The sequence below is a fragment of the Leeuwenhoekiella sp. H156 genome, from assembly GCF_052218455.1.
Classification (GTDB): Bacteria; Bacteroidota; Bacteroidia; order Flavobacteriales; family Flavobacteriaceae; genus Leeuwenhoekiella; species Leeuwenhoekiella parthenopeia.
Window position 1 is genome coordinate 2,686,280 of sequence record NZ_CP197499.1, and the last position, 19,160, is coordinate 2,705,439.

Genomic DNA, 19,160 nt, shown 5'->3' on the forward strand with positions numbered 1-19,160 from the left:
TAGATGAGTACTTATAAAAACAAGCTGGTAATGATGAGAAGAATAGTAAAAGGTCTGATTTGTGGTTTTGTTGTGCTTCTGAGCTTTAATGCTCAGGCACAACAGGATCCTCAATATACACAGTATATGTACAATCCTTTGGTTATAAACCCTGCTTACGCAGGTAACCGTGGAGTGACCAGTATATTGATGTTACACCGCAGCCAGTGGGTTGGACTTGATGGGGCTCCCAGAACTCAAAATTTATCTGTTCATAGTCCAATAGGCGTTGGTAAGGTAGGTTTGGGTTTTAGTCTGGTAAATGATGCTCTTGGACCTGCCAGAGAAACGTATTTCAACGCAGATTTCAGCTATACTATAGAGACCGGGCTTGAAGGTAAATTAAGCTTTGGACTAAAGGGTTCTTTGAATTTATTAGATGTAGACTTTTCAAGAACAAATCCTTTTAACGTTGGAGACCCTTTTCTTATCAATATTGATAATAAGCTTTCTCCAAACGTGGGTGTTGGTATATTTTATCACAACGAAAAGTTCTACGGAGGTTTATCTGCTCCGCAACTATTGCAGACCAATCATTTTGATCGCAGTGGTACCCAAACAGCAGAGACTTTTGTTGCTGAAGAACGCATTCACTATTACGGCTTAGCCGGTTACGTCTTTGACCTTAGTAGCGATGTTAAGTTTAAGCCTTCTACATTAGTTAAAATGGTTGCTGGAGCACCTTTAGCTGTTGATGTAAATGCAAACTTTTTATTCTATGATAAACTTACTTTGGGAGCTTCTTACCGTTGGAGTGCTGCTTTAAGCGGTCTTGTTGGTTTCCAGATTAACGATGGTTTATTGATTGGCTTTGCCTACGATCGGGAAAGTACAGATTTGGGTAACGCTACCTATAATGATGGTACATACGAAGTCTTTTTACGATTTGAATTGTTTAAAGAGTACGACAGAATGTTAACTCCGAGATTCTTCTAAAATTTAAAACTATGAACCATATGCTTCAAAAATTACTACTTTCTGTATTTGTTCTGGTTTGTTTTAGTGCGTTTTTAAATGCTCAGGAACGGGATTTAGCAAAGGGAACAAAGAAATTTAATCAATACGCATTTGTAGATTCTCAAAAGATTTTTCTTCGTGTAGCTGAAGAGGGCTATGAATCTGCTGATCTTTTTGCTAAACTGGCAGATAGTTTTTATTACAATGCAGATTATGATGACGCTGCAAAGTGGTACGCCAAGCTGGTAGAAAAATATGCTCAGGAGGTAACCCCCAACCAATATTTTAGATATGCGCAGGCTTTACGGGCAATAGAAGACTATGAGACTTCTAATGAGATGATTAGTAAATATGAAAGTCTTGCTGAAACTCAGGGAACTGACTACGATAATTCGGTTTCTATTAGTGAGCTGAAATCAGGAAATGCAATGGGTACTTTTACTGTAGAGCGTCTTAGCGCCAATACGGTAGGTTACTCTGATTTTGCTCCTGCTTATTATGGCGAAAAACTTTTATTTTCTTCAACCCGTGATACCGGTAATTTAACCAGACGTGTACATTCCTGGAATAATCAGCCCTTTTTAGATTTATATGTAGGTGATATTGTAGATCAGGGGCAGCTTAATGGTGTTTCCAAGTTTAACGGAAGTATTAATACCGAATTTCACGAGAGTACGGCCACTCTTTCACCAGATGGCAAAACCCTCTATTTTACACGTAACAATTTCACAAACGAAACCTATCGTACTGATAAACGAAATACAAACAAGCTAAAACTGTACAAGGCTACCCGTGCTGATGACGGCACTTTTGGAAATGTTGCAGAGTTACCTTTCAATAGTAATAGTTTTTCAACCGCACATCCAGCAGTTTCGCCCGATGGTAAAACGCTTTATTTCTCATCAGATCGTGATGGAACTTATGGCGAATCTGATTTATGGAAAGTTGAGATTACTGAAAATGGATTTGGAACTGTTGAAAACCTTGGTGCTGACATAAACACCCCGGGTAGAGACACCTTTCCATTTGTAGATGCAGATGGTAAGCTTTATTTCTCTACTGATGGTCGTGGAGGCTTAGGCGGTCTCGATGTTTATGTATACGATTCAGAAAAAAGCAGTATTTCAAATCTTGGTGAGCCGGTAAATAGCCCCAAAGATGATTTCACTTTTATCTTCGATGCCGAATCAGGAAACGGATATTTCGCATCTAACAGACAGAATGATCCTCTGGATGATGATATCTATACATTTACCCGTGAAGCTTGTGAAAGTACTTTAATCGTTCAGGTAATTGATAAAAACACACGTAAGCCTCTTAACGGGGCGCGGGTTGGAATTCGCGATATTGATAACGAATTACTCACCTCAGGAGTGGCTGAAGCGCCTGATGCTAAATTTAATTTTGACGACCCCGATTGTGGAGCAGACTATTTTGCAAGAGCAGAGATGGAGGGCTACGCAACTGCTGAAAAGAATGTAACAATTCCCGAGCAATCCAGTGAAGTAACAGTGGTTATTGAACTTGAGCCATCAATAGTAGATATTCCACCGGATTTTGACTTAGGTAAACTTATTAATCCAATCTATTTCGATTTTGACAAATCGTTTATACGTCCTGATGCTGCTGTAGAGCTGGCCAAGATCATTGAGATCATGAAAGAATACCCTCAACTGCGCATAGATGTACGCTCTCATACAGATAGTCGTGGCATTGACTCTTATAACATGGCTCTTTCTGAAAGACGTAACAAATCAACCATAGAATATATCGTTGAGAAAGGTGGTATAGATCGTGATCGTTTGACAGGTAGAGGTTATGGAGAAACTCAATTGCTTAACGAATGCAGCAACGGTGTTCCCTGCACTGAAGAACAACATCAGCTCAACCGTCGTAGCGAATTCATTGTACAGGATTATTAATACGCATCTAACATAATAAACCCGAAAAGCCTTCTGCACAAGAAGGCTTTTTCTATTGTTAGGCCTGTGAGGTATTTGTACATTTACCAAAAAAGGAACTATGACCGAAGAACTTGTAATTCTTGTAGATGAACATGATAACCAGGTAGGATTGATGCCGAAAATGGAGGCACACGAAAAGGCTCTTTTGCACCGCGCTTTTTCCGTTTTTGTGTTTAATAAGGATAAGGAGCTTATGATACAACAGCGGGCTCTTTCTAAATACCATTCCCCGGGATTATGGACCAATACATGCTGCAGTCACCAAAGAGAGGGAGAAAGCAATATCGCTGCGGGCAAACGCCGTCTTATGGAAGAGATGGGCTTTACCACAGATCTTGCTGAAAATATTTCATTTATCTATAAAGCTCCATTTGACAATGGTCTTACAGAGCACGAATTTGACCATATCCTGACAGGTACTTTTGATGGTGAACCTAATTTAAATCCGGAAGAAGTAGCCGCCTGGAAGTGGATATCCTTACCTGATGTCAAAACAGATATTGAACAAAACCCTCACATCTATACCGAGTGGTTCAAAATTATATTTGAGAAATTTTATAACCACATTGAGCGATGAGCCGAGTTACCGTTAAGCGTAAAGCCCATTTTAATGCAGCTCACAGACTGTACAGAGCTGACTGGGATACAGAAAAAAATCTTGAGGTTTTTGGGAAATGCAGTTATCCCAATTATCATGGTCATAACTATGATCTAATCGTAAGTGTTACGGGATTAATTGATCCTGAAACCGGGTTTGTAATTGATCTTAAAGTGCTGAAAGATTTAATTAAAGCAGAAATTGAAGATGAGTTTGATCATAAAAATCTCAATGAAGATGTGCCTGAATTTAAAAACTTAAATCCTACAGCCGAAAATATTTGCGTGGTCATTTATGATAAGTTGCGCAAAAAGTTAGACTCAAAGTTTGATCTTGAAATTACGTTGTACGAAACTGCGCGTAACTTCGTTACCTATTCAGGCTCATAAAATTTTAAATAATTAGTTCATATTATTGTATGCAAACAACATTTTACCCCTTTACGTTTCAGCCTGTATTAAAGGAAAAAATATGGGGAGGACAAAAATTACATTCCCTGTTCCAAAAGGGTGATAATGCCCGTGCCAAAATGGGAGAGAGCTGGGAAATTGCCGATCTGCCGGAGGGACAAAGCATCGTTAAGAGTGGTTCTTTAAAAGGTAAATCGCTACACGAACTTATTGAGTTAAACGCGGAAGATTTATTAGGCAGCAAGGTCTATGAGCGTTTTGGTAAAAACTTTCCGTTACTCATTAAATTTATTGACGCCACTCAGGATCTTTCTATTCAGGTTCATCCTACAGACGAGACCTCACCCACAGGTACCGGTAAAACCGAAATGTGGTACATTATGCAGGCAGATCCCGGCGCATTACTAACAGTAGGTTTTAATCAGAAAATAACCAAGGAAGAATACGATGAGCGTATTAAAAACCTTTCTATAGAGGAGGTGATGGATACGCACGAAGTTCAGGAAGGGGATTCCTTTTTTATTAATGCCGGTCGTATACACGCAATAGGAGGAGGGGTTTTGCTGGCCGAAATTCAGCAAACCTCAGATGTTACATATCGGGTTTATGATTACAACCGTAAAGACGATTCAGGAAATTTAAGAGATCTTCACGTTGAAGAATCTCGAGAAGTGTTGGATTTTGAGTTAACACAGGATTTTAAACTGCATTACGACCGAAAGAGCTCTAATAGCCCTCAGGTACTCAAGCACCACAAGTATTTTAAGACCGATTGGTTAAAGCTTGAGAATAGCAGCTATGAAATAGCGCGTACAGACTCTTTTACCATTCTTATTGCGGTTTCTGGCGGCTTTAGTTATGAAGGTAGCGGAGGGAATGGTACACTACAGGCAGGGCAGACCCTATTGATACCTGCTGCAAATAGCGGAGTGAAGATCGTGTCGGATTCCTGCGAACTTTTAGAAGTTTACCTTTAAGAAAGACAGTACAGGCGGAGATTATTTTACTAGCTAAAATAGACTTACTTTTGCATAAAATTTAGAACAATGGCAAGTATTAGAGATTTAAAGAAAGACATCAATTTTGTACTGGGTGATATTATTGAAGCAGCTTATTTTTGGGAAGCTTCAAATCCCGGAGAAGATCATAAAGAAGCAGAAGCTATCGTAGACGATTCTATTACCCTTTTTGACGAGTTAATCGCTAAGGTTAATGATCAAAGTGTAGAGAACAGAAGAAAGCATCTTAAAGCTGTAAATGCAGAACTTGAAGAAAAGGCTACTCAGTTAGCAGAACGCGTTAATGCGCTCTAAAGTTTAAATGGATAAAAGAAAAAAGCCGGTATTTTACCGGCTTTTTCTTTTTATAAGGCTTTTTAGTACTAGTCTTCTATACTGTCTGTTTCTGAAATTGTTTTGGTCATCGTTTGCTGATTCAAATCTGTATTTTTGCGTTCCTTTATATAATCTTTTAAGACTTTACCGTATTTAGATTTTCTTATTTTGGGTTCCAGAGACTTATAAATGGTGTCGAGATATTTCACATTTGCATCAAAAATTTCGGTTACCGCGAGATAGGGGGCGATCTCATAGGTTTTATTGTTCATTGCGAAATTTACCGTGTATAAATATCTACGCTTTATAAGATTCTGAATTTTTTCATCATAAAAAATGATGGAATCTTCATGATCTTCTTTACGAACTTCAAAACTCTTTTTAATAAGGTTCAGGTTTTCATCATTAAAGCGTCGCAATACTTTATTGTACTCGTCTAGCTTCAATTGATTTTCAGATCCTGTTATGGCTGCCTGACTCTGAAAATTTTTAAGTGAAGTATTAAGGGTCATTTCGCCGGGCTCGGCAAAAATCAAAATACGATCGTCAAAGTCAGAAGCATCAACCTTCTCAAGAGTAAGATAAACCACTTGCGGTTCTTTTAAATCTGCGTAAAGTTCAAATTCCGGATCACCATCTACCACTACGCTGTCCAGATTTACCAGTATGGTATCTTCAACCTTTTGCAGGTAAATTACGCCTTTTCGTAAACCATTGACTTTGCCGCTTAGAACAAAGTTGCCGCTCTTGCTGCAGCTAAGCAATGAGGTAAATAGCAATACATAAATAAGTAAATTTTTAATCTGCATAAGGTTGTTTTTAAGGGGTACAAATATGCCTAAATTCTGGAGAATATACCAGAATAAAAGATTTGGATAAAGTATTAAAGGCGTAATGGTTGAAGCCTATGCTTAACCTTTAGTTTTTTCTGATAAAAAGGCTTATTTCCTCAATCAATTCAGGGGCAACCGGAAGTCCCGGATTGCTGTAGGTTTTAGCATTGTCCAGATCGTCTCCGGTTACTTTTTTTAAAACATGGTTCATCGAGTCTATGAGAACCAGTTTGGCTTCGGGTTTAGCTTCTTTTAAGAGCTGAGACTCGCCAGGTGGCACTTGTATGTCTTTTGTTCCTGAAATCAGCAAAATGGGTATTTCCAGAGCTTGAAGCGCGTCGGCAGGATCATAAGCCATCCAGCTTTTTAGGAATGGCTGTACGGAAGGACGTAAAAGTGAAGCAAGACCTATACTGAAATTTTCTGCTTTACCCTTTGTTTTCAGATCGTCAAAAGCCTGCTTTGCATTATCTACCAAGCCCGGAGCCTGTTTCTTAAGTTGATCCAGAATAAGCAAATCTAAGGGCTGACCGCTTCCTGCAAGTGAAATCAATTTATTTACCGGCTCTTCTGCCGCAGCAAGACTGGCTATGAGCGCACCCTGGCTGTGACCTATGAGTATTATAGTAGAATAATCGTGATTTTTGAAATAGTTTATGGTGGCAACAGCATCATCTACAAAATCTTCAAAACGAAGTTCCTCCTCTTTCAACGCATTGTTGCGTAGTAATTTTAGTATTCTTTTATCGTACCTGTACGTGGCAATATTCTTTCGCGTAAGTCCTTCAGCCAGCTTTTTTAAACTGTTATTTTGCTGCATTTGCTGGTTCCCGTTACGATCTGTAGGCCCTGATCCGGCAATAATAATTGCCAGCGTGTCGGTTTTTTGTGGGGGCGTGAGCAACGTACCGCTAATCAACTCATTTATGCGTATTTCAGATTCAATCCAGTCCTGTCCTTTAGAAGAAATGCCCAGGAGCATAAAAGCCACATAAAACAGTGTTTTCATGATAAGGTTGAGTTAACCGGAATTTTATAGTAATCAAGTATCTCTTTAATTTTTTCGGGATGCTGTGTTCCCAGAAGCAACTCATTTCCATCTTTAAAGTAGAGTTGTACACCTTTATTGCCCTTGGTATTGAGGGCCTTTCGTTTTGTAAATGAAATACGATAACCCCAGCCGCCGTATTCTCTTATGGGATTGTATTTACGAACGGTGGCACTTTTGATTTCTTCCCAGGATTTAAAGCGGGATTTAATATGAAATGGGAAAAAGCGATAGGTAATTCCTTTTGAATCTATAGAAGTTTCCAGTTTAAAGACGTACCAGAATCCCAAAAACAAACCTAATATGACCAGTATGCTCAGAATTACCGAAGCGATCTCAAACCGGCTAAGTTTGAGTGTGTCCCAATCTAAAATAAGCGGACTAATCGCAATGGCAAGTATTACAACAAGCAGCAAACGTAACCACCATTGATCAAATCGTTGCACTTCTTTATAAGTATTCATATGGGACCAGTCTATAAATATTAAGTACTTTCAAAGGTATTAAGAAAAATCTAGGCTCAATCAGAATTAAACGTCAGTTATAGTTATTTGTTGCAGTTTTGAGATGCTATTCCACATCTAAAAATATACCAGAATTGCTAAAGAATCTATGTTTCTTACCGGTAATCGTGATAAAAATAGTTTGCTTAATTGTATGATATTCAATGCTGTGGTTAGCTTTTCTTTTTTTCAAATTACCGCCGGGTCTTATTTGCCATTGATAATGACTAGTTTTGCAAAAAAAACTATGTTCAGAAAGGCTTTCGCACTAGTATTTATAACCACTTTAAGTTTTTCAGTTTATGCAGATGACTGGGGACAAAAGGGACACAGAACAACAGCAGCTATTGCTTCTACATATTTGACCGGTAAGGCCAAAAAGGCAATAAAAGAGCTTCTGGATGATGAAACGCTTGTCACCATATCTACTTATGCAGACGAGATTAAGAGTTATGATGAATACCGTAAATACAGTAGTTGGCACTATGTAAATGTAGAGCCGGGTCTTACCTATGAGGAGTCTGATAAAAACGATTATGGAGATCTGGTGTCTGCAATAAGGACCTGTGAGGAAGTGCTTACCAGCGACAGAAGTTCAAAGGAAGAAAAAGTGTTTCATCTTAAATTATTGGTTCACTTTATAGGTGATTTACATCAACCCTTGCATTTGGGACGAGCAGAAGATAAAGGCGGCAACGATTTTCAGGTGCGCTGGTTCAATGACGGAACCAATTTACACTCGGTATGGGATACTAAAATGATCGAAAGTTACGGTATGTCTTACAGCGAGCTTAACACCAATTTTGGCGCTATTTCTAAAAAGAAATTCAAAGAACTAACTTCTGGCGAATTAATGTCCTGGGTTCAGGAGGGTCAGCAACTGGCACAGCAGGTTTATAATTCTGCAGATCAGGGAGAGAAATTGGGATATCGCTATGTGGCAGATCATATGGATCTCGTAACTCTTCAGCTGCAAAAAGGAGGTGTAAGACTGGCCAAGATGCTAAACAGTATTTTTGGATAGTCTTAAATACTTAGACATATCACACAATTATTCATAGCCGTGGTCTAATTTATACTGTTTGGGCGTGCTGTCGCAATACTTTTTAAAAATGCGGGTTAGATGACTTTCATCGGTAAAGCCCAATTGTATAGCTATTTGTGATACTGTGAATTCAGAATTGAGCAAACGGTCTTTTACAATATCTAGCTTATATAAGAGGATGTAGTTGTGAAGCGAGTTGCCGGTTTCTTTTTTGAAATAATTGCTGAGTGTGCTGCTCGTAATGTGAAAATGTTTGGCAATACTGGCTATTTTCAATTTTTTGGAATCGTATATGTTATAGCGTATGTATGCGTAAATTTCATCAATACGTTCATTTTTATTAGCCGTTTTAAGGAGTAATTCTTTAGAAAACTGCGTGTCAGTTACGTTTCGTGCTAAAACACTTAAAAGTGTACTCAGCATATTTGCTATAATTTCAAGATAATATTGCTCCTTTTTTGTGTTTTCCTTATTTATAAAGAAGATAATGCGCCAAACCAAATCTAAATCTTCCATTTTGCGTACCGCAACGTCAAAAGTGCGTTTGGGGTGATTAAAGATGTATTCGCACCTTCTTAACCAATATTGACGCTCAGTCAAATTAATCTTACTCGAAAACATAAGTTGAGTAAGGCGGTAGACTATAAAAGTAGTGGTCTCATATATTTTTACATCAGGAAGTTCATCTTTTGAAAAAATAAAAATATCTCTGCTTTTGTAATTAATAGTCTTACCATTAAGACTTATTCGGCCACTTCCTTCTTCAATAAAAATCATTTCAAAATAGACCTCATCACGATCAGGCATATCCCACCTCGAAGTTGTAAATCTGTTAATAAAAAAGATTTCCTGCCAATTGAGTAGAATCATGGAATGATTGATTTTTAGATTTTTGGGACTTTTAATTCTAATGCATCAATTAATAAGTAACAGTAAAAAGCATAAAGTTACATTTGTAGCTTTATTTAACAATAATGTAAGAATAAAAATCTTACATATTTTTTTAAATATACGACAAAAGGTAATAAAAAACTTAGGGAAGAATGTGATTTGGAGTGAAATAAAAGTAGTGAATTTTTTCCATGAGCCCTGCTTTTTAAGAATTATTTCTTAAAAAATTAACAAATAATAAATCGATTGTATTTTTTAGTAAGTACTGATAATTAGGTTACTACGTTTTTTAGCTCATTTCTATACGTCGAGGGGGTTTTGCCTGTAAATTTTTTGAATTGCTTATTAAAATGGCTGAAGTTGTTAAATCCACTTTCAAAACAAACATCGGTTATACTGATTGGTTTTTCGTGGAGTAGCTTGGCTGCGTGAACCAGGCGATATTCGTTTACAAACTGAGTAAAAGTCTTTCCGGTAATTTTTTTGAAATACCTGCAAAAGGCCGGTACCGTCATATTTACCAGATCGGCTATTTCTTCTAATGAGATTTGTCGTTTAAATTCTTCCTTAACAAAGTTGAATATTACGTTGATGCGGTTGTTGTCCTGAAGTTCGGTTTCGAGTATAAAACCCTGAGCATTGAGTATGGTGTAGTTGTCTGTGCGATCTAGAAGCTTTAGTATCTCTAACAAGCCTAAAAGGCGTTCATAGCTTTTAAGGTCTTTTAACGATTCAATTTTTGCCCCGATTTCTCTTTTGGACTCCCCGTGAAATACAATGCCCATTTTGGCGCGCTCAAACAAACCCTGAATACTGCGCATTTCAGGAATTTGAAAAAATGATTCCCCAAGAAAGTCAGGTCGCATTTGTATTACGGTTTCCCGCTCATAATTACTCAACGAGTCGGTAAAACCGCAATGTGGAAGATTTGAACCTATAAGTATAAGCTCACCGTTTCGGTAATACGAAATATGACTTCCTACCTGTCGCTTACCGGTACCTTTTTTTACATAGACAAGTTCGAGTTCGGGATGGTAATGCCAAAAGTTCTGATTATTATTCTCGTGATTTTCGTCGTAGGTTCGGTACGAAAATGAACTGCCAAAACCGGGTTCAATTTTCTCTAAAGCAGGTTTTGGGGATTTAATCATGGCTATGGTCTTTAATCTTTCCTAAAATTAACTAAGACAACTCATAAGCTACTATGCTATTTTAACCTTAATATGTATAATTTTCACAAAACTAAATTTTAAATCGGTTGCAGGGTTAAAATAAGACATAAATCTGCACAATCGCTTCTATTTTTCGGTGGGTCTTCCTCGTAATTTTGAACCAAACAAATAGAAAAACCCAAAACTATGAAAAGTCTATTTAAAACATTGGTTCTGTTTACTGCGATTCTGTTGAGTCTTAATGTAAACGCTGCAGACGGTATTGCCGTGACTGTAAATGACAACTTTAAAGTGAATGTTGCCTACACTAACGCCATTGAAGGCGCCCAGATTTATCTTGAGGATGCAGAAGGTGAGCGTCTTTTTAGTGAATACACCGGTGCAACTGCAAATGACAGTAAAACATTGAGTCTTGAAGAACTTCCTGTTGGGAAGTACTACCTTATCTATGAAGATGTTTACGCAAAATCATACACCACTATATCGCGTACTATTAATGGTCTTGATATTGTAAGTGATGAAGGTAAGACGATCTTTAAGCCCAGCTATAAAGTAGAGAATGGTCTTGTATTGATTTCATTTACAAATCCTAAAGAGGTTAAAACAAAAACCCGAATTTATGATGTAAATGGCGAAATCATCGAGTCTCTTGCTAATAGTGATCTTATCGTTAAGCAGGCGCTTGATCTTAACGCGCTTCCTGCCGGGACCTACAGAATAGGTGTAAGCATCGGTGATGATTTTTTTACCAAAGAAATTACCTTAAAATAGTAAAAACCTAATCCTTCTAATAAAGATAACCCTCACACTAGTGAGGGTTTTTTTATATCGATAAATAGAAATAAGCCCAGTACATAAGCCCAAATTGCAATAGGAGTCGTAATCCCAACAACCATTTGGGCAAATTAAGACCGGCTTTTTCAGATGAAAGCATGTAAACGTGTACCAGTAGAAAAACGGAGAGCATTGCAATGATGCTCCAGATAGCAAGGTTTTTAGAAGCATCGAAACATAAGAGAACACCAAGAAGTATTTCAGCAAATCCGCTTAGATAGACAAGACTTTTATGTGCCGGTAAATAGCGTGGCATAATGCGCATGTAGGCTTTGGGTTTTACAAAATGCATTACACCAGCTACAACATACATTGCAGCCATAGCAAAAAAGTGCCAGGGAGCTTGAATCATAAATTTTCATTTTAGAGAAGACACGCTAGGGCCTTTGTGTATCGCGTCCTGAACTCAGATCGGATATATAGGCTTTAAATGTTTTCAACGATTTTTGGTCTAAATATACCGGTTTGAAGCTTATTTCCTTGCCTGTATTTGACTTTAGTACATAATCTCCCTTTGCATTAATCTCAAGTTCAGTTAACTCATTTAAAGGAATCACGGTTTTCCCAAATAAGCGGTGTCTGGTAATGTGCAATTTGCTCAGGCTAAGCAAGGGTTTTTTAGATAAATAGATAAAGTAAATCAGGAAAAAAAGTGCAAAACCGCCAATCCAAAAATCGAGGGTTTCAATTTGCCGTCTTTGTATAAGCCTAAAAATCAAAATCAAAATCCATAAGATTGCTAGTAGTAAATTAAGGTATCTCTTGCGTTTCCGGTATTTAAGTGTAATCATAACTCGAATGAAATGGGGTGTAATAGATTAATAATAAGGCTCATTGAGTAGGGAGTTGCGAATATAGCCCTATCAAACCTAAATCATTTACGGAATGCCGTAAAATAATGATTTTTATTGGAAATTTTGAGGATTATAGTAGCCTATTTGGATAGGCGTCTTCAATTCATCTTCGGTATTTAAATCACGCAGAAGGTTGAAGTTTTTTTGTCCCCCGAGATGATTTGCCAGACAGAGAACCAGTGCATCTGTGATGTCATCGGGTTTTACGTGTTTACGCAATGTACTTTGAAGGATGGTCTTAAACACCGATGCACAATCTGTATCAAAACTGGCAATGAGTTCAAGACGTTCTTCGATACCCTCTTTTTCAGATTTTTTAGACTGAAGAATACTACCTTTTAAAAATTTAAAACAGAGCTCCGGATGTGATTCAATGAGTACCAGTGAATCTGGTTTCTTGTGCACAAATTGATCAACTTCCAAAATTTTAGCTTTGATATTTAAAGATTGTTCCGAAAGACTTTTTCCGGTAAGTGCGCTATTTATTTGCTTTGCCCTGTCGCGATCGGGTTCATACACCGCAGCGCGCACCGGGACACTAAAAACGGTTGAACTGCGATTGCCCAATTCTGCACGTAAGCGTTTCTCGATGGTACGCGGGAATTTTTCAGAGGCCAGTCCTATGGGCATATCAATGCACGCCCGGGCAATTTTTCCGGTATATTGAGGTAGTTCATCAATGTGTGGGACAATATGCCAATTATAAATCCCCGATTGATAGGTGATTAGTAACCAACCCGCTTTACAGCCGTCTATTCCAGCAAAAATCATAGCTTTTTGCCAAAAATACCTATTTTCTCACGAATGCAGGTGTTGCTTTGGCACTAAGCTTTAGCAGATTTCTTGCTGCCTTTGGGTTGATAATAATTCTCGGCGATAGATGCCATTTTTGCATCTCCACTAATGATGCGCTTTATTTTTAACCAGACCTCTTCAGAAACCAAATTTTTCAAAGGTTGATTAACTTCTGTAATATTCGGAAAAACTTCAAGTAGCTGTTTATCCCAGATATCAGAATAATTCAATAAATCATCAGGATATACCACCTTTCGGGAAGTGCCTTCGTCAATTCCTTCAAAAGGAGTGGTGACATTCAGATAGCCGTAATCGTCGGTAAGTTCTTCTCCCGGGTGAATGTCCCGTATGGCGATCTCAAAATCATAAGCTGTACTTAAACAATTGGATTTGAAGCTGTGGTTTACAAACCTGCCATTGTCCCAGCACAGCACCATATTCCCATTTTTGTTACGATAGGTATAGGTGTCCAGAATATGCTGATAAAGCGGATCGAGCTTTTGAAATTCGGCAGGGCTAAACTCCCGATCGAGTTTGTCTAAGGCCCAGGTAATTGTTCCTGCCGGGATGAATTGCGTCGCGACAACGCCGTGACCTTTTTGGTCGTTAATAAACCGGATTTCAGTATGTGGGTGTATCATAAAATTATGCGGAATACCGCCTTTCTGGTTGGTGTTTAAAGTGCAACAATCGCATCTAATGTAAATACTTTTTTAATTGAAAATTCATAATTTTTAAAATGTGATAAAATTATTTAGATGATGGTTAATGCGCTATTATTTAATTTTTTAGCGCAAAAAAAAGACCGCTATGAGGCGGTCTTTTAAACTTTAAGAAGGAGTTTTTAAAACAGGTCTTCGGCTAAACGAATGCGTCCTCCTTTTTCAAGGATGCGCTGTTTCATCTGTTCAAAATCAGCTTCATTCAAAGCACGTGTTGCGTCTTCGAAGAGCGTGGCCTTAAAACCTTCGGTCAGGGCATCCAGAACCGAAAATCCCACACAATATTCGGCAGCAAGACCACAAAAATAAATAGAGGTTACGCCCTTTCCCTTTAAGTAGCCGGTGAGTCCCGTCGCCTTTTGATGAGCATTGTCGTAAAAGCCGCTGTAGCTGTCAATTTTCGGATTGGTGCCTTTTCTAAATATGGCTTCGATGCGCCCGGCGTTGAGGTGGGGGTGAAAATCTGCCCCGTCTGTTGTTTGTATGCAATGTACAGGCCAGAGGGTCTGTTTAATACCATTGAGATCAATGACCTCAAATTCCTTTTTATTGTGGTGGTTTTCGGCAAAGCTGGAATGATTTTCAGGGTGCCAGTCCTGAGTGGCGATGACCAGATCAAATTTATCCTGCAGCTTGTTTACCAGTGGAATAATCTGGTCTCCGCCGGGTACAGCAAGAGCACCGCCGGGCATAAAGTCATTTTGCATATCTATGATAAGAAGTGCTTTCATATTTTATTTTTTTTGATTGATAAGGGGGGTAAAACTTATTTTGATGTAAAAGAGATCGTTGTGTTAACTGTTATTCTTTATGTTGTTCAATTAGCTTGTCGCGTTCCTGCTTGAGTTGGGTACTAATACCCACTTTGTAAATATGCGGATTATCAAAGCGTTTGTATTCTTCCGGAAGGGCATCAACCTGCTTTTTACTGAATGCTGTAATCTCTTCCAGGGATTTTTCGGGATAGGTGCGTTTACCTTCAGTCATTACCGGCTGTAACATTGGTTTTTGCTTTAAGCTGGCCAAAGTAAGATTTTTAAAGGGTTCTACCGGATGGTGCATACGATTGAGGTGCCATTCTTCTTCAAGAGCTACAGCATCTGCACCTACGAGATGACCCTCCTCGGTAAACATACGAAAGACCTGTTTTTTATGCGGAAGTGTTACCTTAGAGATACTTTCTGAAATTTTAATGCGAGGCTTTCCGTTAGCAAAAGCCAGTTTATAAACCCCGTCTAAAGCACCATCGGGTTTACCAATCACCAGATTGGTGCCTACACCGTAAATGTCTATAGGAGCATTTTGATTCTGTAAACTTTGAATCACGTACTCATCCAGCTGATTAGACGCTGCAATTTTTACATAATTAAGACCGGCTGCGTCCAGCATTTGCCGGCTGTGTTTTGCCAGATAGGCAAGATCCCCGCTGTCCAGACGTATGGCCAGCAATTTCTGATCGCGTTCTTCCATTTCTTTAGCTACGGTAATCGCATTAGGTACGCCACTTTTGAGGGTGTCGTAGGTGTCAACCAGAAGCACGCAATTTTTAGGGCGGTGTTTGGCAAAATCCCGGAAAGCACTTAACTCCTCATCATAACTTTGCACAAAAGCGTGTGCCATTGTACCGCTGATGCTGATGTTAAAATCCCTGCCGGCAATCACATTGCTGCTTCCGTCAAAACCACCAATAACCGCTGCTCTGGAAGCATAATAGCCACCCGGACCCTGTGCCCGTCGCAAACCAAAATCAAGCAGGGTTTTATTGCCGGCAACGTTGCGTATGCGACTCGCTTTGGTCGCTATAAGGGTCTGAAAGTTGAGTATGTTGAGCAAAATGGTTTCTATAATCTGGGCTTCGATGAGGTTTGCTTCTACCTGTAAAATAGGGGCATTGGGAAAAACCACTTCCCCTTCGGCCATACTTCTGATGCTTCCGCTAAAGCGAAAATCTTTCAGGTAATCTAAAAAGTCTTCCTTAAAGTCATGGCCTTTTAAATAGTTGATATCCTCATCAGAAAACCGAAGCTCTTCAATAACCTGAAGTAGTATTTCCAGCCCTGCGAAAACAGCATACCCACCCTTGTACGGAAGGTTTCTAAAATAATAGTCAAAAACGGCCTGCTGATTTTCGTTTTTATTAAAATAAACCTGCGCCATGCTCAACTGGTACAGGTCTGTATAGGTAGCGGTAAAGTTAAACATAGTCATATTTAAAGGTAGAAAGTTACCTAAAATAGCCAGAATAGAAGCGGGATGCAGGTTAAAGAAACGTTAGGATTAGAAAGGCGAAAGCATAAAAAAACCGCCCGGATATCGGGCGGTTCTTAATATGAAGTCAGGGTTTCTAGATCAAGGTTCTCAAATCTACGATCTAACTACCTATTTAATCATCTCATAGGAGCGTTTGACAAAGTTAGTTAAAGCTTCGCCTTTAAGCAAGCCCTGAGACAAACGAGCCAAATCTAATGACTGTGTGATTAAACGTTCCTGCTTTTTCTTGGTCTTGGTATTAAGGATTTCACCTACCAGTTCGCTGTTTGTATTTACGACGAGATTATACATATCGGGCATATTACCCATACCAAACATACCGCCGCCACCGCCGCTGGCCTGCATTTCTTTCATACGACGCATAAACTCAGGCTGCGTAATGGTGAATGGAGCCGTAGTACTGTCTAAAGCTTCCAGTTTTACGGTATATGCTTTATCTCCAATAGTCTTATCAAGCAATTTTTTTAGATTTTCTTTTTCTTCGTCTGAAAGTTTTGAGATGTGCTCCTCGTCTTTTTTGATGAGGTTATTGACATCATCGCCATCTACACGTACAAAGCTGATGTTTTCTTTTGAAGTTTCGAGCTTCTGCAGCAGGTGCGAAACAATAGGCGAGTTGAGCAACAATACTTCGTAACCTTTATCCTTAGCAGCAGCAATATAACTGTGCTGCGCGTCTTTATCTGAAGCGTAAAGGAAAATCAACTTACCGTCTTTATCAGTTTGATTTTCTTTGAGCTTTTCTTCCAGTTCTGGATAGGTGTAGTAGTTGCCGTCAACAGTAGGGTAGAGGGCAAAAGCTTCAGCCTTATCGAAGAATTTATCTTCGCTAAGCATACCGTATTCGATAACTACTTTGATATCGTCCCATTTCTTTTCAAAATCAGCACGATCTTCGTTAAACAGGGATTTTAGCTTATCTGCAACTTTACGCGTGATGTAGCTTGATATTTTCTTCACTGCGCCGTCGGCCTGTAAATAGGAGCGCGATACGTTAAGCGGAATATCTGGCGAATCAATAACCCCGCGTAGCATTGTTAAAAATTCGGGGACTATACCTTCTACATTATCGGTTACGAAAACCTGATTTTGGTACAGCTGAATCTTGTCACGCTGAATATTCATATCCCTGCCCAGTCTCGGGAAATACAAAATACCGGTTAGGTTGAATGGGTAATCTACGTTCAGATGAATGTGGAAGAGCGGCTCTTCAAACTGCATAGGGTAGAGCTCGCGATAGAATTCTTTATAATCCTTCTCTTCAAGATCTGTAGGCTGTTTCGTCCAGGCCGGATTGGGGTTGTTGATGATATTATCAACCGTTTTGGTTTCGGGCTCTGCGTCTTCAGCAGCATCTTCAGGTAGTGGAAGCTCTTCTTCTTTAGTGCCAAATTTAATAGGCACCGGCATAAATTTATTGTACTTGGTTAACAACTCGCGAATGCGACTCTCTTTGAGAAATTCGGTTGAATCTTCTGCAATATGCAGGATGATTTCGGTACCGCGATCGGTTTTGTCAGCCGGAGTGAGTTCAAACTCCGGAGAGCCATCACAAACCCAATGTACTGCCGGCTCATCTTTATAAGATTTGGTGATGATTTCTACCTTGCTGGCTACCATAAAAGCAGAGTAGAATCCTAATCCAAAGTGCCCGATAATCCCGCTATCTTTAGCTGAATCTTTGTATTTATCTAAAAATTCTTCGGCGCCCGAGAAAGCGATGTCGTTGATGTATTTCTGCACTTCTTCCTCGGTCATCCCGATACCCTGATCGATAATGTGCAATTTTTTTGCATCCTTGTCAATTTTGATTTCGATTTTGGGATTGCCGTAATCCACCTGAGCCTCGCCAATATTGGTTAGGTGTTTTAGTTTAATGGTTGCATCGGTCGCGTTAGAAACCAATTCACGTAGAAAAATTTCGTGATCACTGTATAAAAACTTTTTTATGAGCGGAAAAATGTTTTCAACAGCAACATTTATTTTACCTGTGGACATAGTGTGTGTATTTTAAGCGCATTGCGCATTTGAGTTAATAATAGATACACCGAGGGTTTCAAAAAAAATACCAAATAACCACCTGTGACAAACTGACACAAGTTTCAAATTTTCTGAAAGAACATTAACGTAACATTTTGTTTAAGTGTTTTGATAAAAGGTTGAACAACATTAATTTTACGAAGCAAGATTAAGACTATGACAGCGAAAAAAGCAACACCGGCAAAATCTAAAAAACAAGAACTTACCAAAAGTGATGTAATGACCATGTATATGGAATATGTCTTAGAACATGGTGCGCGACCTGCTTCGGTATTTAAATTTTGTAAAGATCACGGGATTGAGGAAGGTGAATTTTACAACTTCTTTGGATCCTTTCAGGGAATTCGCGAAGAGATTTGGATTGCTTTTTATGAAAACACCATTCAGGTATTACATAAAAACCCGGAATATAAAATGTATCCCAACCGGGAAAAAATGCTTTCTTTCTTCTACACCTTCTTTGAGGTGTTGACGGCTAATAGAAGTTATGTGCTTTTTGCCTTACACGAACAGAAAGACAGTTTAAAAAATTTAGGTCAATTGCGCGATCTGCGATTGAAAGTGCGGGAGTTTGCCGGAGATCTCATCGAGCAGGCTAATGATGAAAAGTCTTCACGATTAACCAAAAATCCGGTTTCTATATTTAGTGAAGGTGCCTGGTTACAAACCTTATTTCTTTTGAAATACTGGATGGATGATAATTCGGCCCGCTTTGAAAAAACAGATGTAGCCATCGAGAAATCCGTCAACGCTATTTTTGACGTATTTAATACAACACCGCTTGAAAGTATACTGGATTTTGGAAAATTTCTATTTAAAGAGAATTTTTCAAGAAAATCATAAAACAACA

Annotated in this window: 20 protein-coding genes; 9 read left to right on the top strand and 11 right to left on the bottom strand. The window is 38.8% G+C overall.

The features are described 5' to 3' along the window. The first annotated feature begins 3 nt into the window (after window positions 1-3). From ACSSS3_RS11620 to ACSSS3_RS11645, 6 genes are all read left to right on the top strand, one after another. Window positions 4-975, top strand: a complete 972-nt coding sequence (locus tag ACSSS3_RS11620; protein ID WP_228231434.1) for a PorP/SprF family type IX secretion system membrane protein — start codon at window positions 4-6, stop codon at window positions 973-975. Between the two features lie 11 nt (window positions 976-986). Continuing rightward, on the top strand, window positions 987-2,918 hold the full coding sequence (locus tag ACSSS3_RS11625) for an OmpA family protein (protein ID WP_442844747.1): 1,932 nt from the start codon (window positions 987-989) through the stop codon (window positions 2,916-2,918). A gap of 100 nt (window positions 2,919-3,018) precedes the next feature. Continuing rightward, window positions 3,019-3,537 (top strand): isopentenyl-diphosphate Delta-isomerase, encoded by a 519-nt coding sequence (idi, locus tag ACSSS3_RS11630; protein WP_442844748.1) that lies wholly within the window; start codon window positions 3,019-3,021, stop codon window positions 3,535-3,537. Then, a complete protein-coding gene (locus ACSSS3_RS11635; protein ID WP_228231431.1) occupies window positions 3,534-3,947 on the top strand; it encodes a 6-pyruvoyl trahydropterin synthase family protein in 414 nt (137 codons plus the stop codon). The genes idi and ACSSS3_RS11635 overlap by 4 nt, the downstream gene beginning before the upstream one ends. A 29-nt stretch (window positions 3,948-3,976) precedes the next feature. Continuing rightward, a complete protein-coding gene (locus tag ACSSS3_RS11640; protein WP_442844749.1) occupies window positions 3,977-4,945 on the top strand; it encodes a type I phosphomannose isomerase catalytic subunit in 969 nt (322 codons plus the stop codon). A gap of 69 nt (window positions 4,946-5,014) precedes the next feature. Continuing rightward, window positions 5,015-5,281: a hypothetical protein gene (locus ACSSS3_RS11645; protein WP_228231429.1), complete on the top strand. Its 267-nt coding sequence runs from the start codon at window positions 5,015-5,017 to the stop codon at window positions 5,279-5,281. A 68-nt stretch (window positions 5,282-5,349) separates the two neighbouring features. On the opposite strand, the gene ACSSS3_RS11650 is transcribed toward ACSSS3_RS11645, so the two are convergent. The 3 genes from ACSSS3_RS11650 to ACSSS3_RS11660 form a co-directional block, all read right to left on the bottom strand. Then, on the bottom strand, window positions 5,350-6,111 hold the full coding sequence (locus tag ACSSS3_RS11650; protein WP_442844750.1) for a DUF4369 domain-containing protein: 762 nt from the start codon (window positions 6,109-6,111) through the stop codon (window positions 5,350-5,352). Window positions 6,112-6,220: 109 nt separating this feature from the next. Then, window positions 6,221-7,144, bottom strand: a complete 924-nt coding sequence (locus ACSSS3_RS11655) for an alpha/beta hydrolase (protein WP_442844751.1) — start codon at window positions 7,142-7,144, stop codon at window positions 6,221-6,223. Next, window positions 7,141-7,647, bottom strand: coding sequence for a hypothetical protein (locus tag ACSSS3_RS11660; protein WP_442844752.1), 507 nt, complete (start codon window positions 7,645-7,647; stop codon window positions 7,141-7,143). Before ACSSS3_RS11660 ends, ACSSS3_RS11655 begins: the two co-directional genes overlap by 4 nt. Window positions 7,648-7,933: 286 nt before the next feature. On the opposite strand from ACSSS3_RS11660, the gene ACSSS3_RS11665 reads away from it, so the two are divergent. After that, complete coding sequence (locus tag ACSSS3_RS11665) at window positions 7,934-8,710, top strand: S1/P1 nuclease (RefSeq protein ID WP_442844753.1); 777 nt, start codon at window positions 7,934-7,936, stop codon at window positions 8,708-8,710. A 27-nt stretch (window positions 8,711-8,737) separates the two neighbouring features. Here ACSSS3_RS11665 and ACSSS3_RS11670 read toward each other — a convergent pair whose 3' ends face one another. Then, window positions 8,738-9,601 carry a helix-turn-helix domain-containing protein gene (locus ACSSS3_RS11670; RefSeq protein ID WP_442844754.1) on the bottom strand — a complete coding sequence of 288 codons (864 nt, stop codon included), beginning with the start codon at window positions 9,599-9,601 and terminating at the stop codon, window positions 8,738-8,740. Window positions 9,602-9,894: 293 nt separating this feature from the next. Next, window positions 9,895-10,773 (bottom strand): AraC family transcriptional regulator, encoded by an 879-nt coding sequence (locus ACSSS3_RS11675; protein ID WP_228231423.1) that lies wholly within the window; start codon window positions 10,771-10,773, stop codon window positions 9,895-9,897. Between the two features lie 207 nt (window positions 10,774-10,980). Between ACSSS3_RS11675 and ACSSS3_RS11680 the strand changes: the two genes are divergently transcribed. Next, on the top strand, window positions 10,981-11,565 hold the full coding sequence (locus tag ACSSS3_RS11680) for a hypothetical protein (protein ID WP_442844755.1): 585 nt from the start codon (window positions 10,981-10,983) through the stop codon (window positions 11,563-11,565). A 52-nt stretch (window positions 11,566-11,617) separates the two neighbouring features. Here ACSSS3_RS11680 and ACSSS3_RS11685 read toward each other — a convergent pair whose 3' ends face one another. From ACSSS3_RS11685 to htpG, 6 genes are all read right to left on the bottom strand, one after another. Next, entirely contained in the window at window positions 11,618-11,980 is a 363-nt protein-coding gene (locus ACSSS3_RS11685; RefSeq protein ID WP_442844756.1) for a DoxX family protein, read from the bottom strand. A gap of 553 nt (window positions 11,981-12,533) precedes the next feature. Further along, on the bottom strand, window positions 12,534-13,253 hold the full coding sequence (locus tag ACSSS3_RS11690; RefSeq protein WP_442844757.1) for a DUF429 domain-containing protein: 720 nt from the start codon (window positions 13,251-13,253) through the stop codon (window positions 12,534-12,536). Window positions 13,254-13,306: 53 nt separating this feature from the next. After that, window positions 13,307-13,918, bottom strand: coding sequence for an SET domain-containing protein (locus ACSSS3_RS11695; protein WP_442844758.1), 612 nt, complete (start codon window positions 13,916-13,918; stop codon window positions 13,307-13,309). 203 nt (window positions 13,919-14,121) lie between these two features. Further along, a complete protein-coding gene (gene pncA / locus ACSSS3_RS11700; protein ID WP_442844759.1) occupies window positions 14,122-14,730 on the bottom strand; it encodes a bifunctional nicotinamidase/pyrazinamidase in 609 nt (202 codons plus the stop codon). Window positions 14,731-14,800: 70 nt separating this feature from the next. Next, window positions 14,801-16,201, bottom strand: coding sequence for a nicotinate phosphoribosyltransferase (locus tag ACSSS3_RS11705; RefSeq protein WP_442844760.1), 1,401 nt, complete (start codon window positions 16,199-16,201; stop codon window positions 14,801-14,803). A gap of 177 nt (window positions 16,202-16,378) precedes the next feature. Beyond that, window positions 16,379-18,268: a molecular chaperone HtpG gene (gene htpG / locus ACSSS3_RS11710; RefSeq protein WP_442844761.1), complete on the bottom strand. Its 1,890-nt coding sequence runs from the start codon at window positions 18,266-18,268 to the stop codon at window positions 16,379-16,381. 198 nt (window positions 18,269-18,466) lie between these two features. Here htpG and ACSSS3_RS11715 point away from each other — a divergent pair, with 198 nt between their 5' ends. Continuing rightward, window positions 18,467-19,153 carry a TetR/AcrR family transcriptional regulator gene (locus tag ACSSS3_RS11715; protein WP_442844762.1) on the top strand — a complete coding sequence of 229 codons (687 nt, stop codon included), beginning with the start codon at window positions 18,467-18,469 and terminating at the stop codon, window positions 19,151-19,153. Window positions 19,154-19,160: the final 7 nt, after the last annotated feature.

What these genes read in the sequence shown, in the direction of transcription:
- ACSSS3_RS11620 (WP_228231434.1), top strand. Translation starts at nt 4, where the DNA reads ATGAGTACTTATAAAAACAAGCTGGTAATGATGAGAAGAATAGTAAAA.
- ACSSS3_RS11655 (WP_442844751.1), bottom strand. Translation starts at nt 7,144, where the DNA reads ATGAAAACACTGTTTTATGTGGCTTTTATGCTCCTGGGCATTTCTTCT.
- ACSSS3_RS11660 (WP_442844752.1), bottom strand. Translation starts at nt 7,647, where the DNA reads ATGAATACTTATAAAGAAGTGCAACGATTTGATCAATGGTGGTTACGT.
- ACSSS3_RS11625 (WP_442844747.1), top strand. Translation starts at nt 987, where the DNA reads ATGAACCATATGCTTCAAAAATTACTACTTTCTGTATTTGTTCTGGTT.
- ACSSS3_RS11640 (WP_442844749.1), top strand. Translation starts at nt 3,977, where the DNA reads ATGCAAACAACATTTTACCCCTTTACGTTTCAGCCTGTATTAAAGGAA.
- ACSSS3_RS11715 (WP_442844762.1), top strand. Translation starts at nt 18,467, where the DNA reads ATGACAGCGAAAAAAGCAACACCGGCAAAATCTAAAAAACAAGAACTT.
- ACSSS3_RS11665 (WP_442844753.1), top strand. Translation starts at nt 7,934, where the DNA reads ATGTTCAGAAAGGCTTTCGCACTAGTATTTATAACCACTTTAAGTTTT.
- ACSSS3_RS11675 (WP_228231423.1), bottom strand. Translation starts at nt 10,773, where the DNA reads ATGATTAAATCCCCAAAACCTGCTTTAGAGAAAATTGAACCCGGTTTT.
- ACSSS3_RS11670 (WP_442844754.1), bottom strand. Translation starts at nt 9,601, where the DNA reads ATGATTCTACTCAATTGGCAGGAAATCTTTTTTATTAACAGATTTACA.
- ACSSS3_RS11685 (WP_442844756.1), bottom strand. Translation starts at nt 11,980, where the DNA reads ATGATTCAAGCTCCCTGGCACTTTTTTGCTATGGCTGCAATGTATGTT.
- ACSSS3_RS11705 (WP_442844760.1), bottom strand. Translation starts at nt 16,201, where the DNA reads ATGTTTAACTTTACCGCTACCTATACAGACCTGTACCAGTTGAGCATG.
- idi (WP_442844748.1), top strand. Translation starts at nt 3,019, where the DNA reads ATGACCGAAGAACTTGTAATTCTTGTAGATGAACATGATAACCAGGTA.
- ACSSS3_RS11645 (WP_228231429.1), top strand. Translation starts at nt 5,015, where the DNA reads ATGGCAAGTATTAGAGATTTAAAGAAAGACATCAATTTTGTACTGGGT.
- ACSSS3_RS11680 (WP_442844755.1), top strand. Translation starts at nt 10,981, where the DNA reads ATGAAAAGTCTATTTAAAACATTGGTTCTGTTTACTGCGATTCTGTTG.
- htpG (WP_442844761.1), bottom strand. Translation starts at nt 18,268, where the DNA reads ATGTCCACAGGTAAAATAAATGTTGCTGTTGAAAACATTTTTCCGCTC.
- ACSSS3_RS11650 (WP_442844750.1), bottom strand. Translation starts at nt 6,111, where the DNA reads ATGCAGATTAAAAATTTACTTATTTATGTATTGCTATTTACCTCATTG.
- ACSSS3_RS11690 (WP_442844757.1), bottom strand. Translation starts at nt 13,253, where the DNA reads ATGATTTTTGCTGGAATAGACGGCTGTAAAGCGGGTTGGTTACTAATC.
- ACSSS3_RS11695 (WP_442844758.1), bottom strand. Translation starts at nt 13,918, where the DNA reads ATGATACACCCACATACTGAAATCCGGTTTATTAACGACCAAAAAGGT.
- pncA (WP_442844759.1), bottom strand. Translation starts at nt 14,730, where the DNA reads ATGAAAGCACTTCTTATCATAGATATGCAAAATGACTTTATGCCCGGC.
- ACSSS3_RS11635 (WP_228231431.1), top strand. Translation starts at nt 3,534, where the DNA reads ATGAGCCGAGTTACCGTTAAGCGTAAAGCCCATTTTAATGCAGCTCAC.